Genomic DNA, 14,116 nt, shown 5'->3' with positions numbered 1-14,116 from the left:
TCAAACGAGCGATAGTTGTTATCTGCGCGACAGCGCAGCCCAAAAGGAGCTTCGCCCCCAAAGGCCTTGGCCAATGGGCATTCAGTCCATCTCTCCCGATTTGGACGCAGGCGGCTCTTCGCCACCGGTGAGTCCGTGCCGCACCGCATACATCAGCAAGTCGATGCGGTTGGTGAGGTTGAGCTTCTGATAGATGCTGCTGAGGTGATTGTGCACGGTGTGTTCGCTGATGCCCAAGCGCCCGGCGATGCACAGGTACTTGGCAGACGGATCGCCAACGATGGCGCGAACGAGTTCCCGCTCGCGCAACGTCAGCCGTGCATGTTTCGCCTGCGCCGGATTACACCTGAAGGGTATATGCCTGGCCGAAGCATAACCGGAAAGCCCACTGACCCAGGCCCTGTCCAGCCCGATGTCGCAATGGTGGACTTTGATGATGGCCTGGATAATCGACTCCGTTGAATCCTCGGCCAGCACGATGCCAAGCGCGCCCGCCTCAATGGCCTGTGCAACGGGGGCGGCCTCATACACCCCTTTGAGTACCAGCACTTTCATGTCGCCAGAGCGCGCGAGTTCGGCAACTACCTCGAGCGGGTCCAGCGCATCTGGAAAAAAGCTGAAGAAAATGACATCGGGCCGCAACTGGTCGGCAAGTTCCAGCGCATGGGTATAGGTGGTGGCCTGACCACTCACTTCCATACGGGGCTTTCTGGCATTTATCAGATCGTGAAGCCCCAGGAGCACCAGAGGCCGACAATCGATCAGCATCACACGTATCATCTTTATATGGTCCGGCATCATCTGCTTGCCTCCCATGAAAAACGTTCCATGTCCTCCCCTTGTAAGCCTTTTCCTACAGACCCTTCGGTGGAGTCTAGGCGAACCTTGCCTGCTGCCAGTCCCTCGCGCCGGCAGGCAGCACCTCAAGACCCATGTGGATGGGAGCCATGCTCACCCCGTCCCGCCGCTGAAAATCAATGGCTTGGGCTCATCGGGCGCCCCCATGAGGGCACTTCTGCATTCGACGAAAAGTCAACTAATCGACGAATGGCGCGAAGTTACACACGTTAAAATTATCTCGTCAATTTACCGCCACACAGGTTTTCCCCGCAGGCTTTAGCCGGATGGCGCCTGAACCGTTAAGATGGTGTTTCTTCAACCAGATGCAGACCACAATGTCCAACGACGCACCCATCGGCCCGGGCCGGCCCAAGGACCTGGCCAAACGCGAGGCAATTCTCGAAGCAGCCAAAGCCCTTTTCCTCAGCCTCGGCTACGCCAACACCAGCATGGATGCGGTCGCTGCGGCGGCAGGTGTTTCAAAGCTCACCGTATACAGCCACTTCACCGACAAGCAGACGCTTTTTGGCTCGGCGGTCATGGCAACCTGCCAGATCCAGTTGCCCGACATGCTGTTCGAGTATCCCGAGGGGGTGCCGGTGGAAGAGGTGCTACTGACCATTGCCCGTGGTTTCCAGGCGCTGATCAGCAGTGATGAGGCGGTCAAGCTCAGCCGCTTGATCATGGCCCAGGGCAGTCTGGACCCGAGCTTTGGCGAGTACTTCTACGAAGCCGGGCCCAAGCGCGTGCTGGCGGGGATGGAAGCTTTGCTGCGCGGGGCGCATGAGCGCGGGCTGCTGCGCATCGACAACCCGCTGCGAGCTGCCGAACACTTCTTCTGCCTGGTCAAGGGCGCGCCGGATTATCGGTTGCTGCTGGGGTGTGCCGGGCCGCTGGAAGGTGACGAGGCGGAAGCGCATGTGCGCGAGGTGGTGGGGGTATTCTTGCGAGCTTACCAGGCCTGAGGCATCTGCTGGCAAACGCGGTCTTTTTGCAGGCGTAACTTTCTTGCACACCCTCGAAAGCTGTCGCGGTCCCTGTGGGAGCGGCTTTAGCCGCGAACACCGGCAAAGCCGGTGCCATCCACCACGTCAGCTTCTTCGCGGGTAAAACGCTCCCACAGGCCCAGCGCGGCCTTCAAAGGCGGCATAGTGCCTGCAGGAACGCGTCCGTCAATCACCGTGCTGGAAACCAGCACACTTACCTGACAGTTTTGCCAGTATCCAATTAGGCATCTTCGTGACAGGCTCGCATGCACACCCTGCACATGAGCGTCACCACCATGCGATTGCAAGCACTCAAGCTCTTTTACAAGGGCAGCAAACTCTCGGTATTGCATACGAGCGGTGCTCACCACACAGTGGTCAGTGCCAACCACCAGAACCTGTGCGAAACGAATAGTAAAACTGCGCAAAAACGACTACTGGCCACCGATGCACAAGATTCAACAGTCGCAATCAATTCGCAAGGCCAGACCACCATTGCCTACAGCCCCTTTGGCAAAGACAGTTACCCACTTGGCAGCTCATTGTTATCCCGATTCACGGGCCAGAGTTTGTTGGCCTCTGGAATAGGTTACTTACTAGGTAATGGCCACCGCCTTTTCAACCCTGGAATAATGCGTTTCCATAGCCCGGACAGTTTGTCGCCGTTTGATAGAGGTGGTATCAATGCCTATGCCTACTGCGCCAACGACCCCATAAACAGAGTAGACCCTAGTGGTAAATCTTTCAGATCAATTTTCAAATGGAAACGTGGTGGATATTCATACGAAAAGCTTGCGCCACGATTGGAGGAAAGAAACCCTACACTTTCTAAAAACGAATACAAGGCTTTAAAAAAATCAATCGCAAAACGCGAAAAGCAAGTGATAGAGGAGCTGAACTGGGCTCTCTCAAACGGCGAGCAGAGCACAGTAAACAATACCATCGCCAAAAATGATATTCTCCAAGGACAACGCAGCAAACTGGACAATTTAGTGCTCGACGAGCACAACCGATATAATCCAGACATTATCAAAGAATTTATTGACAACGTCCCGAACTTGAAAAATACAACCGGCATACTTTCTGAAGAGCTACTAGCCCCTCCGACACCACAATCGCTTATCAATATGATACCGGAGGATCTGCTAATAGAGGATATGCAGGTACGCTTGCGCCGTCTGCGTGATGGCTAAGCCTTTAACGCTTTCTTCGGATAAATGTCATACCGACTCGACTTGCCCTCCAGGCTATGGCTCGGCTTCGGCCCGTCGATGATCGGCGCCTTGCGCGGCCGCTTCACCACCACCCGGTGGCTGGCCAGGGCCAGGGCAGCTTCGAGCAGGGCCGGGGCATCCAGGTCATCACCGACCAACGGGCGGAACACACGCATTTCCTTCTTCACCAGCGCACTCTTGTCCCGGTGCGGGAACATCGGGTCGAGGTAGATCACCTGGGGCGCCTCGCCTTCCCAGGAGCGCATGCGCTCGATGGCGTTGCCGGTCAGCAGGCGCATGCGCCCCACGATCGGCCCCACCTCTTCATCCGACCGCGCCCGCGCCAGGCCGTCCTCCAGCAGCGCGGCAATCAGCGGCTGGCGCTCGATCAGGGTCATCTGGCAGCCCAGGCTGGCCAGCACGAACGCGTCCTTGCCCAGCCCGGCAGTGGCATCCAGTACCTGCGGACGCACGCCCTGAGCAATGCCCACCGCCTTGGCGATCATCTGCCCGTTGCCACCACCGAACATGCGCCGGTGCGCGGCCTGGCCTTCGACAAAGTCCACCCGCACCGGCCCCGGGGCCTGCGGGCCCAATTGCTGGATCTGCAAGCCATCAACGCCCACCTGCACGGCGAACCCGGCAGCATCGTCCTGCAGCGGCAGCTCAAGGCGCTCGGCCCACGCAGCAGCTTGCGCCTCGAATTCAGCCGACATCGCCTCGACCCGGATACCTGTGCCCTGCTCTTCCATCATTCACACCTAGAAATTAAACCCAGCCCTTAATGTATCGGCTACTTCGGCCGATACAGGCAATATCCCGCTATTCTGCCAGAGCACAACGCGCGCGACTGCCATGTCAGATACTCTTCCCATCGGCTTGACCTACCTGTCGCCTGTCGGCAACTACAGTCAGCACAACACTCAGGCACTCGGGGGCGTCAGCCACCTGTGGCAGGATTTCTTTGCCCGGGCCATGGCCGAGCAGCAGGAAGAGCCCGTAGACAGCGTCAGCCAGTCGTTCGTGCAATACGACCAGAGCAGTGGCGAGCCGATCGGCGGCGCCCGGGCGCTAGCCCTGATCGACGCCCAGCGTGCCTGCCCGGTGCATGACACCATCGTGGCACCGCCCGAGCCACTGTTCCTGCCCAAGGCAGAACTCGAAGCCAACCTGCTGCCGCCCGCCCCCGAGCCGTTCAGCGCAGTCGAGCTGATCGAGCAGCAGCGCCAGCTCGATATCAGCAACAGCTGGCTGCGCCCGGTGGTGATGAGCCAAGGTCACCCGATTGCCGAGCCCGGCCCCGGCCCTGCTCCGCGCTCGCTGTTCCTGCCGATCGCCGAGTTCGAGACCAACCTGCTGGACCCGGCGCCCGAACCGTTCGATGACGCCACCCTGGCCAAGCAACAGAACGACCTGGAGTTCGACATCCACTGGGCACGCCCGGTGGTGCTTAACAACGTGCGCGCCCACGCCTGAACGCGCCCACGCTCAGCGACAGATCTGCCAGCGGCCCATGTCCACATGAAAGTGGTTATGGTGTGCAGCGTTGTAGTCCGGCCCCAGTACCGTGCTGAAGCTGTCGCAGGCCGCCCGCTGCACCTGTCGAAGGAATTCCGCTTTCTGCCCGCCCGCCTGCCAGTCCCGCGCAAGGACGATGCGCTGGCCGTCCCGCAGGCGAAAGCCACTGATGTCCAGGGCATCGGCCGTGGCGTGCTGGCTCAGCCGGCCCTGCTTGCGGTGGTAGACATTGCGGCAGGCAAAACTGCCCAGGTGGTCGACCTGAGCCACCGGCTGCCCCAACACCCGTTGCGCCACAGGCTGCAGCCCATGGTTTTCGAACAGTGCATATGCCACTGCCAACGGACAACTGGCCAGGAAGCTGCCGCCGAGCCGCGCCTGACCACTGTCGATACGCCATACATTCCGCAATGGGCAGTTGGCAGTAGCCGAACTGTCGGCTTGTGCCCGGTAGCGCAGCTGGCTGGTTTGAAGTGCCAGGCGACACAGCATCGGGTCATCGCGAAGGCGGGACAACTTGTATGGGGTCAGCAGGTTGGGGGGCTGACGCACGTCCAGCGGCGCCCACGGGTTCCACGCGGCGGGCAGCCGCCAACCCAGGTGCCAGGCCAGCCCCGCAAGCAGCGGCAGGCTGGCCAGCAACGCCAGCACGGCCCTCATCAGCGGCGGAACAGGTCGTTGAGTTGTGCGAACGGCAGCGCCTGCTCCCCATAGCCGAAGGTGCCCTCATCGCGAATCTCCAGCGCGGCACGGTGGAAGGCCCCCAACGCGGCACGGGCAAGCGACGAGCCGACGCTGATGCGGCGTACACCCAGATCCTGCAACTGGTTGACGCTCAGCGGCACGCCCGCCATGCCCATCAGCACATTCACCGGCCGCGGCGCTAGGGCCTGCACCACCGCGCGGATTTCCTCGACAGTACGCAGCCCTGGCGCGTACAGCACATCAGCACCGGCCTCGGCGTAGGCCTGCAGGCGCAGGATGGTGTCGTCCAGGTCCATGCGCCCGTGCAGCAGGTTCTCTGCCCGGGCGCACAGGGTGAACGGGAACGACAGGCTACGCGCTGCCTGCACAGCTGCACGAATGCGCTCCACGGCCAGCCCGAAGTCGTAGATGGGCGCTTCACTGCGGCCACTGGCATCTTCGATGGAACCGCCTACCAGGCCAGCCTCGGCAGCGCGCAGGATGGTCTGGGCACAATCTTCGGGCAGGTCACCAAAGCCGTTCTCCAAGTCGGCAGCCACCGGCAGCGGGGTGGCATCGACGATCTCCCCGGCATTATCAAGGGTATCGTCCAGGCTCAAGGCGCCTTCGGCGTCCGGACGGCCCAGGCTGAAAGCCAGGCCTGCACTGGTGGTGGCCAGCGCCTCGAAGCCCAGGCTGGCCAGCAACTTGGCCGAGCCGGCATCCCACGGGTTGGGGATGACGAAGGCGCTGTCGCGCTCGTGCAGGGCCTTGAAGGCTTCGGCTCGCAGGGTTTGCACATCCATGGTTCAACCTCCGGCAGTCAGGGGAAGGTCAGAGTAGCCCCAATTGTTCGACCTCGGGGGTGCGCGGCAATTCCGGCAACGCGGCAAGGCCTGGCAGGCGCTGCATCAGGCGTTGATGAAAGCGCTGGGCCAGCGCCGCGGCCAGGTGGTTGTCCGAGGTGTGCAGGAAGATGTATGGGTTGCGGCCTTCCTCGATCCAGGCGGCGACCTTGTCCACCCAGGGGGTAAGAAAGGCCTCGTTGGCCTCCAGCTGCGGGTGGCCGATGAAGCGCACCTGCGGGTGCTGGGTGAAGGCTGCCGGGCGAGGCGGTACTTTGGGCTTCTTAGCCTGCGCATGCAGCACGGCAGGGTCACGAGAGGTGCAGCTGAACAAGGCGCGCGGGTCCAGGCAGATACGCTCCACACCGCGCTCATGCAGCAGGCGGTTGAGCAACCGCTCTTCTTCACCCTTGGCGAAGAAAGCCTGGTTGCGCACCTCCACGGCCACCGGCACTCCGACTTCGTCAAGGAAGTGGCAAAGCTCGCCCAGCCGTGCGGGGCTGAACTGGGCCGGCAACTGTAGCCAGTACGGCGCTACGCGCTGGCCCAGCGGGGCCATCAGGCGGGTGAAGTCAAAGGCCGGTTCCAGCTGATCGCGCAGGTCGCCTTCATGGCTGATGTCCCGGGGGAACTTGGCAGTGAAGCGAAAGTGTTCGGGCATGATCTGCGCCCAGCGCGCAATGGTGCCGGGTGCGGGACGTGCGTAGAAAGTGGTATTGCCCTCGACGGCGTTGAACACCTGGCTGTAGTAGCCGAGCATTTCACCGCTGTTGGCGTCGGCGGGATACAGGTAGTCGCGCCAGGCGTTTTCGCTCCATGACGGGCAACCGAGAAAATAAGGCAGTGGTGATGGACTCATCCACTAAATGTACAGGTCGAGCCCCAGTACTTCCATGTCCCAGTCGGTAAAACCGGCAGTGCTCAGGTAGCTGGCCAATGCGGTAGCGGTGCGGCGGTCACGGGCGCGGGGGAAAATCATGTCCTGCTGGCGGGCTGGCAGGCCACCGCTGCGACGGCGGGCGGTGGCTTCCTGAGGGGCGGTTTCGACCTCCTCGATCACCTCGGCATCATCGATGGCCTCGTCACGCACCGCTGCCTTGCGCGGGGTGCGCTTGATCGGATAGGACTGCGATGAGAAACCGTCGATACGCATGGCATGAGCACTCAGAACCAATGATGGCAATTTAGCAGCATCAGGGTTCCATCGCTAATGCTCGAGTGATAACTGGACCACAGATCGCGCAAAAGGTTTTAGTGTCATCGGCGATAACCGACGAACAACACTCAGCGCTTCTTGGGTGTCGCTACATTATCGCGCAGGTAGACCGGTTGCGCCTGTTCGGCAACGATCGCCTCGCCACGCGCCCAGGCAAAGCTGGCCAGGCTGAGGATGTCCAGGGCGTTGGGCAAGGCACTGGCATTGCTGGCGGCCACCTGCACTGCCAGGCGCTCGGCATAACCCCAACCGGTACCGGCGCCGAACCACTCGCCAGCGCTGCCCACCGGCAGCGCCACCTGCTCGGGCGGCAGCACTGCCTCCTGGCCGACCAGGCGCATTTCACCTTCGGCGGCCTGGTAGCAGCCCCAATACACTTCATCCATGCGCGCATCAATGGCGGCCGCCACTTGCTGTACACCGTGTTCGCGCAGCGCGCCCTGGGCCAGCGCGGCCAGGTTGGACACCGGCAAAACCGGGCGTTCCAGTGCGAAGGCCAGGCCCTGGACCACCCCGATGGCAATGCGCACGCCGGTGAAAGCGCCCGGCCCACGGCCAAAGGCGATGGCATCCAGCGCATTCAGCGCCACGCCGGACTCGGCCAGCAGCTGCTTGATCATCGGCAGCAGCTTCTGGGCATGCATGCGCGGGATCACCTCGTAATGGCTGGTTACCTTGCCGTCATGCAAAAGTGCGACGGAACAGGCTTCGGTGGCGGTATCCAGGGCCAGGAGGGTGGTCATCGAACGGGTATCCAGGTACTAGGGGGAAAAGAGCGGCAGTATAGAGCAGCGGCGGCGTTGTGTCCCGAAGGGGCAGCTGTACGGCCATTGCCCGCTCGGCTGGCGCGGTCCCTGTAGGAGCGGCCTTGTGTCGCGATGGGCCGCAAAGCGGCCCCTGCAATTTTCGCGGCGAAGCTGAGTTTTTGGGGCCGCTGCGCGCCCCATCGCGACACAAGGCCGCTCCTACAGGGATCGCATTTGGCAACAGGGCCACAAACGACAACGGCCCGCAAGCGGGCCGTTGTCGAGGTGCGTCAGGCGCTGGATCAGCTCAGGGCTGCCAGGACCTTGGCGGTGATGGCTTCGACCGAGCCGACGCCTTCGATGTGGCTGTACTTCGGCTTGCCGGCATTGGCGGCCGACAGCTTCTGGTAGAAGTCCACCAGCGGCTTGGTCTGGCTGTGGTAAACCGACAGGCGATGGCGAACGGTCTCTTCCTTGTCGTCATCACGCTGGATCAGGTCTTCACCAGTCTCGTCGTCCTTGCCTTCCACTTTCGGCGGGTTGTACTGAATGTGGTAGGTGCGGCCCGAAGCCAGGTGCACGCGGCGGCCAGCCATGCGGCCGACGATTTCCTCGTCGTCCACGGCGATTTCGACCACGGCGTCGATGTCGACACCGGCAGCGACCATGGCTTCGGCTTGCGGGATGGTGCGTGGGAAGCCGTCGAACAGGCAGCCCTTGGCGCAATCAGGCTGGGCGATGCGCTCCTTGACCAGGCTGATGATCAACTCGTCGGAGACCAGCTGGCCGGCATCCATGACTTTCTTCAGTTCCAGGCCCAGCGGGGTACCAGCCTTGACGGCGGCACGCAGCATGTCACCGGTGGAAATCTGGGGGATACCGAACTTTTCGGTGATGAACTTTGCCTGAGTACCTTTACCGGCCCCGGGAGCTCCCAGCAGAATTACGCGCATCTCGTGCTCCTCAAATTTTGTTATGAAATTCAATGGATTCGGCGACCAGGGCCAAGTCCGGAAAATCGGGTATGACCATAAATCGGTCAGAAGGCTGCTCAAGATACACAGCGCCCGGCAGCCAGACAAGCGTCCCAAAGTTGCAGGATTGCGCCACCTACGGCTGGCCTGGCAGGCGGTTGCGCCCGGCGCAACCACCCTCTTCGCCCACTTGCATCCCCCGCACGGCACCTGCCCGGTGCTCCCCGGGCCTGCCCTCAGCCGGTGTTGCGCAGGCCGGCCGCAATACCCGCCACAGTGACCAGCAAGGCCTGCTCCAACGGGCTGTCCAGAGCGGCTTCGCGGCTGCGCGAGCGGGCCAGCAACTCGGCCTGCAGGCGGTGCAACGGGTCCAGGTAGGTATTGCGCAGGCTGATGAATTCCAGCGTCTCGGGGCTGTGCGCCAGTAGCACCGGCTGCCCGGTAAGGCCCAGTACCACCTGGCAGGACTGCGACAATAGGTCGCGCAGGTGCGCACCCAAAGGCAGCAGGTGCGGTTGCACTAGACGTTCGTCGTAGGCCTCGGCGATCTGCGCATCGGCCTTGGCCAGCACCATCTCGAGCATGTCGATGCGGGTGCGGAAGAACGGCCATTGCTCGCGCATCTGTGCCAGCAGTTCACCCTGGCCACGCGCCAGTGCATTGTTCAATGCCGTTTCCCAACCAAGCCAGGCTGGCAGCATCAGGCGGGTCTGGGTCCAGCCGAAGATCCACGGGATGGCCCGCAGGCTTTCGATGCCACCGGCGCGGCGCTTGGCCGGGCGGCTGCCCAGCGGCAGGCGCCCCAGTTCCTGCTCCGGGGTGGACTGGCGGAAGTACTCGACAAAATCGGGGTTCTCCCGCACCACGCCGCGGTAGGCCTTGACGCCATCGGCGGCCAGTTGGTCCATCACCTCGCGCCAGGCCGGCTGCGGTGGTGGCGGTGGCAACAAGGTGGCTTCGAGCACGGCGGCCAGGTACAGGTTCAGGTTCTGCTCGGCGATGCCCGGCAAGCCGAACTTGAAGCGAATCATCTCGCCCTGCTCGGTGGTGCGGAAGCGTCCCGCCACCGAACCGGGTGGCTGCGACAGTATCGCCGCGTGGGCCGGGCCACCGCCGCGGCCTACCGTGCCGCCACGGCCGTGGAACAGCAGCAACTCGACCTGGTGCTCGGCGCAGATACGCACCAGGTTTTCCTGGGCCCGGTACTGCGCCCAGGCCGCAGCCGTGGTACCAGCGTCCTTGGCCGAGTCGGAATAGCCGATCATCACTTCCTGCGGGCCGCGCAGGTTGGCGCGGTAGCCTGGCAGGCCGAGCAGGCGCTGCATCACCGGGCCGGCATTGTCGAGGTCGGCCAGGGTCTCGAACAGCGGCACCACGCGCATGGGCCGAGTCAGGCCGGCCTCCTTGAGCAGCAACTGCACCGCCAGCACATCCGAGGCAGCACCGGCCATCGAGATGACGTAAGAGCCCAGCGAGGCGGCCGGCGCAGCGGCAATTTCCCGGCAGGTGGCCAGTACCTCGGCGGTATCGGCCTGCGGCTTGAAGTGCGCGGGCAGCAGTGGCCGGCGGTTTTTCAGCTCGGCCTGGAGGAACTCGATGCGCTGCTCTTCATCCCAGTCGGCATAACGCCCCAGGCCCAGGTAGTCGGTAATCTCGCTCAACGCATCACGGTGGCGAGCGGCGTCCTGGCGCACGTCCAGGCGGCCCAGGAACAGGCCAAAGGTCACGGCGCGGCGCAGGCAGTCGAGCAACGGGCCTTCGGCGATCACACCCATGCCGCAGGCGTGCAGGGACTGGTAGCACAGCTCCAGCGGCGCGATCAGGTCGCGGTTGTCCACCAGCACCTCGGCGCTGGCCGGCTGGCTGCTGGTCAATGCCGAATGCGCCCACGCGCGCGTTGCTCGCAGGCGATCGCGCAGTTGCTTGAGCAGGGAGCGGTAGGGTTCGGCACTGTCGCCGACCTGCTCACGCAGCGCATCGTCCGCCTGCTGCATGGACAACTCGGAAGCCAGCGCATCGATGTCGCGCAGGAACAGGTCGGCAGCCATCCAGCGCGCCAGCAGCAGGACTTCGCGGGTGACCGCTGCGGTCACGTTGGGGTTGCCATCGCGGTCACCGCCCATCCACGAGGCGAAGCGGATCGGCGCCGCCTCCAGCGGCAGGCGCAGGCCGGTAGCCTCCAGCAGGGCCTTGTCGACCTTGCGCAAGTGGCTGGGGATGGCGTGCCACAGCGAATGCTCGATTACCGCAAAGCCCCACTTGGCTTCGTCCACCGGCGTCGGTCGGGTGCGGCGGATTTCTTCGGTGTGCCACGCCTCGGCGATCAGCCGGCGCAAGCGCTCGCGCACCTGCTGGCGTTCCCCCGGGGTCAGGTCGCGGTGGTCCTGGGCAGCCAGTTGGCCGGCGATGGCGTCGTACTTCTGGATCAGGGTGCGGCGAGCCACTTCGGTGGGGTGCGCAGTGAGCACCAGTTGGATGTCGAGCTTGGCCAATTGCCGGGCCAGGGCATCATTGCTGTGCCCGGCCTGCTTCAGGCGCGCCAGCAACTCGGGCAGCACCCGGGCCTCGAACGGCTCGGGCTGGTCGGCGTCGCGGCGGCGGATCAACTGGTACTGCTCGGCCATGTTGGCCAGGTTGAGGAACTGGTTGAAGGCCCTGGCCACGGGCAGCAAGTCTTCATCGGCCAGGTCCGCCAGGGTCGAGCTCAGTTGCTCGCCGGCGCTACGGCGGTCGGCCTTGGCACTGTGACGGATGTCCTCGATCTTCTGCAGGAACGCCTCGCCATGCTGCAGGCGAATGGTATCGCCAAGCAGTTCACCCAACACATGGACATCTTCACGCAAACGCACATCGATATCGGTCATTGGCCCTCTCTCCGGCGCGGCTCTGGCGCATTGCATCCCTTTTTCAGCCCTTACGCGATCCCCTGTGGGAGCGGGTTCACCCGCGAAGGATCCAGCGCGGTGCCTGGCACCGGCGGCGCCGGTGTTCGCGGGTGAACCCGCTCCCACAGGGGGCTCGGTATTCGCTCCAAGAGTGCCCACAGCCAGGCGCCGATGGCAAGCCGTGATCGGCCAAAGCAAACTAAAGTGAAAGCACGACACTCCCATGCATTGCAGCCCTTTCAGGCGTCAACAGAGGTCAGCATGAAAATCCGTGAACTCGCCCAGCACTGGGAACAGAATGCCGCCGGCACCCTCAGCCCCACGGGCCATGTCCTGCATCTGGACCTTGAGTCCGAAGCGCGACTGGCCGCGCTGATCGACATGTACCCCAAGCGCACCGCCGAGGAACTGCTCGGTGAGCTCGTCGCGGCAGCCCTCGAGGAACTGGAAGCCAGCTTCCCCTATGTGCAAGGCCGCCAGGTCATTGCCATCGACGAGGAAGGCGACCCGCTGTACGAAGACATCGGCCCTACTCCGCGCTTTCTGTCACTGTCGCGACAGCATCTGCACGCCCTGAGCAACCCGCCAGCCGACAGCGAGAAGTAACCCGCCGCCCCCGCTCCGGGCCTGGCAAAGGCCCGGAATACCGCTACGCCGCGCGAAAGTTCCAGGCGAATCGCACTGACCGATTAGTCAGAAATAGTTATCCGCTCAGGATGATTTTTTCTGAACTATCCGAAAAACGCGTCAGTCACAGCCAATAGCCATCACGCTAAAACCCTGCACACCTGCCGTTGTGCACCGTTGAGCTGAAGCGCGCGCACGTGTCAGGGAACGAGCGATGGACTGCTACGGACAACGTCGTAAACAGGAGTGATCCAATGGAACTGACCACCAAGAACACCCGCATCTACAAACCCTCATCCACTCATGTGCGCGGGTTCAAGCTGGCAGCGCTGGCCTTGGGCAGCAGCCTGGTCCTGGCCGGCTGTGCGGGCAACCCGCCCACCGAGCAGTATGCAGTCACCCAGTCCGCCGTGAACTCGGCCGTCAGCGCTGGCGGCACCGAGTTCGCCGCCGTGGAAATGAAAGCGGCCCAGGACAAGTTCAAGCAGGCCGAGATCGCCATGCATGACAAGAAGTACGACGACGCCAGGCGCCTGGCCGAACAGGCCGAATGGGACGCCCGCCTCGCCGAACGCAAGGCCCAGGCGGCCAAGGCCCAGAAGGCCGTGCAGGATGCCCGCCAGGGCGTTCAGGACGTACGTGAGGAAGGGCTGCGCAGCGCTCAGTGAGCCCTGCCCCGCCCACCTCGGTCTTCGCACACGATCAAAGGATGAACACTATGCGCAACTACGTCATGATTCCCGCCCTGCTGGCCCTGAGCGTCGGCCTTGCCGCCTGCTCGCACGACCCTAACGCCAACCTCGAATCGGCCCGCACCAACTTCTCCTCGCTGCAGAGCGACCCGCAATCGAGCAAGGTTGCGGCGCTGGAGACCAAGGACGCCCAGGACTGGCTGAACAAGGCCGACAAGGCCTACATGGACCGTGAAGACGAGAAGAAGGTCGACCAATTGGCCTACCTGACCAACCAGCGCGTCGAAGTGGCCAAGCAGACCATCGCCCTGCGCACTGCCGAAAGCGAACTGAAGAACGCTTCGGCCCAGCGCGCCCAGGCCAAGCTTGACGCACGCGACGCACAGATCGCCAAGCTGCAGGACAGCCTCAACGCCAAGCAGACCGACCGCGGCACGCTGGTCACCTTCGGAGACGTGCTGTTCGACTTCAACAAGGCCGAACTCAAGAGCAACGCCTACCCGAACGTCACCAAGCTGGCGCAATTCCTCCAGGAAAACCCGGAACGCAAGGTGATCGTCGAGGGTTACACCGACAGCGTCGGCTCGGCCAACTACAACCAGGGCCTGTCGGAGCGCCGCGCCAACAGCGTACGCATGGCACTGGTACGTGCCGGCGTCGACCCGGCGCGCATCGTCGCCCAGGGCTATGGCAAGGAGTACCCCGTCGCGGACAACTCGAGCAATTCGGGGCGTGCGCAGAACCGCCGGGTGGAGGTGACCATCTCCAACGACAACCAACCGGTGGCACCTCGCTCTGTGAGCCAGGTACAGCAGTAAGGCTGGCTAGCTGAACTGACAAGCCCCGCGATCGAAGCGGGGCTTTCTTTTGCCTGTGCTGGCCCTTTCGC

The 14,116-nt window shown here is 63.1% G+C and carries 15 protein-coding genes; 6 read left to right on the top strand and 9 right to left on the bottom strand.

Annotated elements, in window-relative coordinates:
* Positions 1 to 81: 81 nt before the first annotated feature.
* Positions 82 to 798 (bottom strand): response regulator transcription factor, encoded by a 717-nt coding sequence (locus tag RR51_RS05300; protein ID WP_039612821.1) that lies wholly within the window; start codon positions 796 to 798, stop codon positions 82 to 84.
* A gap of 365 nt (positions 799 to 1,163) precedes the next feature.
* On the opposite strand from RR51_RS05300, the gene RR51_RS05295 reads away from it, so the two are divergent.
* Positions 1,164 to 1,805 (top strand): TetR/AcrR family transcriptional regulator, encoded by a 642-nt coding sequence (locus RR51_RS05295; RefSeq protein ID WP_039612816.1) that lies wholly within the window; start codon positions 1,164 to 1,166, stop codon positions 1,803 to 1,805.
* A gap of 302 nt (positions 1,806 to 2,107) precedes the next feature.
* The gene (locus tag RR51_RS05290) at positions 2,108 to 3,019 is read left to right on the top strand and encodes an RHS repeat-associated core domain-containing protein (protein WP_236693252.1); all 912 of its coding nucleotides are present in this window, start codon (positions 2,108 to 2,110) and stop codon (positions 3,017 to 3,019) included.
* Here the strand turns inward: RR51_RS05290 and RR51_RS05285 are convergent.
* On the bottom strand, positions 3,016 to 3,792 hold the full coding sequence (locus RR51_RS05285) for a class I SAM-dependent methyltransferase (protein ID WP_039612815.1): 777 nt from the start codon (positions 3,790 to 3,792) through the stop codon (positions 3,016 to 3,018). The two genes, RR51_RS05290 and RR51_RS05285, sit on opposite strands and share 4 nt — an antisense overlap.
* A gap of 103 nt (positions 3,793 to 3,895) precedes the next feature.
* Here RR51_RS05285 and RR51_RS05280 point away from each other — a divergent pair, with 103 nt between their 5' ends.
* Positions 3,896 to 4,516, top strand: a complete 621-nt coding sequence (locus RR51_RS05280; RefSeq protein WP_039612814.1) for a hypothetical protein — start codon at positions 3,896 to 3,898, stop codon at positions 4,514 to 4,516.
* Positions 4,517 to 4,528: 12 nt separating this feature from the next.
* On the opposite strand, the gene RR51_RS05275 is transcribed toward RR51_RS05280, so the two are convergent.
* The 7 genes from RR51_RS05275 to ppc all read right to left on the bottom strand — a co-directional run bounded on the left by RR51_RS05275 (position 4,529) and on the right by ppc (position 11,887).
* Positions 4,529 to 5,218 carry an extensin-like domain-containing protein gene (locus RR51_RS05275; RefSeq protein WP_039612813.1) on the bottom strand — a complete coding sequence of 230 codons (690 nt, stop codon included), beginning with the start codon at positions 5,216 to 5,218 and terminating at the stop codon, positions 4,529 to 4,531.
* A complete protein-coding gene (locus RR51_RS05270) occupies positions 5,218 to 6,048 on the bottom strand; it encodes an isocitrate lyase/PEP mutase family protein (RefSeq protein WP_039612812.1) in 831 nt (276 codons plus the stop codon). Before RR51_RS05270 ends, RR51_RS05275 begins: the two co-directional genes overlap by 1 nt.
* 28 nt (positions 6,049 to 6,076) lie before the next feature.
* Positions 6,077 to 6,946 (bottom strand): DUF72 domain-containing protein, encoded by an 870-nt coding sequence (locus RR51_RS05265; RefSeq protein WP_039612811.1) that lies wholly within the window; start codon positions 6,944 to 6,946, stop codon positions 6,077 to 6,079.
* Positions 6,947 to 6,949: 3 nt separating this feature from the next.
* On the bottom strand, positions 6,950 to 7,240 hold the full coding sequence (locus RR51_RS05260) for a hypothetical protein (protein WP_025337946.1): 291 nt from the start codon (positions 7,238 to 7,240) through the stop codon (positions 6,950 to 6,952).
* 131 nt (positions 7,241 to 7,371) lie between these two features.
* Positions 7,372 to 8,046, bottom strand: a complete 675-nt coding sequence (gene tsaB, locus RR51_RS05255; RefSeq protein ID WP_015269167.1) for a tRNA (adenosine(37)-N6)-threonylcarbamoyltransferase complex dimerization subunit type 1 TsaB — start codon at positions 8,044 to 8,046, stop codon at positions 7,372 to 7,374.
* Positions 8,047 to 8,351: 305 nt separating this feature from the next.
* Positions 8,352 to 9,002 (bottom strand): adenylate kinase, encoded by a 651-nt coding sequence (adk, locus tag RR51_RS05250; protein ID WP_003259830.1) that lies wholly within the window; start codon positions 9,000 to 9,002, stop codon positions 8,352 to 8,354.
* A gap of 257 nt (positions 9,003 to 9,259) precedes the next feature.
* Positions 9,260 to 11,887 (bottom strand): phosphoenolpyruvate carboxylase, encoded by a 2,628-nt coding sequence (gene ppc / locus RR51_RS05245; protein WP_039612810.1) that lies wholly within the window; start codon positions 11,885 to 11,887, stop codon positions 9,260 to 9,262.
* A 282-nt stretch (positions 11,888 to 12,169) separates the two neighbouring features.
* On the opposite strand from ppc, the gene RR51_RS05240 reads away from it, so the two are divergent.
* The 3 genes from RR51_RS05240 (at position 12,170) to RR51_RS05230 (ending at position 14,045) form a co-directional block, all read left to right on the top strand.
* Entirely contained in the window at positions 12,170 to 12,514 is a 345-nt protein-coding gene (locus RR51_RS05240) for a pilin assembly protein (RefSeq protein WP_039612809.1), read from the top strand.
* Positions 12,515 to 12,789: 275 nt separating this feature from the next.
* The gene (locus RR51_RS05235; protein WP_003258911.1) at positions 12,790 to 13,203 is read left to right on the top strand and encodes a DUF4398 domain-containing protein; all 414 of its coding nucleotides are present in this window, start codon (positions 12,790 to 12,792) and stop codon (positions 13,201 to 13,203) included.
* 50 nt (positions 13,204 to 13,253) lie between these two features.
* On the top strand, positions 13,254 to 14,045 hold the full coding sequence (locus tag RR51_RS05230) for an OmpA family protein (protein WP_015269164.1): 792 nt from the start codon (positions 13,254 to 13,256) through the stop codon (positions 14,043 to 14,045).
* Positions 14,046 to 14,116 lie beyond the last annotated feature (71 nt).

Source organism: Pseudomonas sp. C5pp (assembly GCF_000814065.1).
Classification (GTDB): Bacteria; Pseudomonadota; Gammaproteobacteria; order Pseudomonadales; family Pseudomonadaceae; genus Aquipseudomonas; species Aquipseudomonas asiatica.
The sequence above is the reverse complement of the archived record's forward strand: the minus strand, read 5'-3'. Positions and strand labels throughout refer to the sequence as shown.

What these genes read in the sequence shown, in the direction of transcription:
- RR51_RS05300 (WP_039612821.1), bottom strand. Translation starts at nt 798, where the DNA reads ATGCCGGACCATATAAAGATGATACGTGTGATGCTGATCGATTGTCGG.
- RR51_RS05295 (WP_039612816.1), top strand. Translation starts at nt 1,164, where the DNA reads ATGCAGACCACAATGTCCAACGACGCACCCATCGGCCCGGGCCGGCCC.
- RR51_RS05290 (WP_236693252.1), top strand. Translation starts at nt 2,108, where the DNA reads ATGAGCGTCACCACCATGCGATTGCAAGCACTCAAGCTCTTTTACAAG.
- RR51_RS05285 (WP_039612815.1), bottom strand. Translation starts at nt 3,792, where the DNA reads ATGGAAGAGCAGGGCACAGGTATCCGGGTCGAGGCGATGTCGGCTGAA.
- RR51_RS05280 (WP_039612814.1), top strand. Translation starts at nt 3,896, where the DNA reads ATGTCAGATACTCTTCCCATCGGCTTGACCTACCTGTCGCCTGTCGGC.
- RR51_RS05275 (WP_039612813.1), bottom strand. Translation starts at nt 5,218, where the DNA reads ATGAGGGCCGTGCTGGCGTTGCTGGCCAGCCTGCCGCTGCTTGCGGGG.
- RR51_RS05270 (WP_039612812.1), bottom strand. Translation starts at nt 6,048, where the DNA reads ATGGATGTGCAAACCCTGCGAGCCGAAGCCTTCAAGGCCCTGCACGAG.
- RR51_RS05265 (WP_039612811.1), bottom strand. Translation starts at nt 6,946, where the DNA reads ATGAGTCCATCACCACTGCCTTATTTTCTCGGTTGCCCGTCATGGAGC.
- RR51_RS05260 (WP_025337946.1), bottom strand. Translation starts at nt 7,240, where the DNA reads ATGCGTATCGACGGTTTCTCATCGCAGTCCTATCCGATCAAGCGCACC.
- tsaB (WP_015269167.1), bottom strand. Translation starts at nt 8,046, where the DNA reads ATGACCACCCTCCTGGCCCTGGATACCGCCACCGAAGCCTGTTCCGTC.
- adk (WP_003259830.1), bottom strand. Translation starts at nt 9,002, where the DNA reads ATGCGCGTAATTCTGCTGGGAGCTCCCGGGGCCGGTAAAGGTACTCAG.
- ppc (WP_039612810.1), bottom strand. Translation starts at nt 11,887, where the DNA reads ATGACCGATATCGATGTGCGTTTGCGTGAAGATGTCCATGTGTTGGGT.
- RR51_RS05240 (WP_039612809.1), top strand. Translation starts at nt 12,170, where the DNA reads ATGAAAATCCGTGAACTCGCCCAGCACTGGGAACAGAATGCCGCCGGC.
- RR51_RS05235 (WP_003258911.1), top strand. Translation starts at nt 12,790, where the DNA reads ATGGAACTGACCACCAAGAACACCCGCATCTACAAACCCTCATCCACT.
- RR51_RS05230 (WP_015269164.1), top strand. Translation starts at nt 13,254, where the DNA reads ATGCGCAACTACGTCATGATTCCCGCCCTGCTGGCCCTGAGCGTCGGC.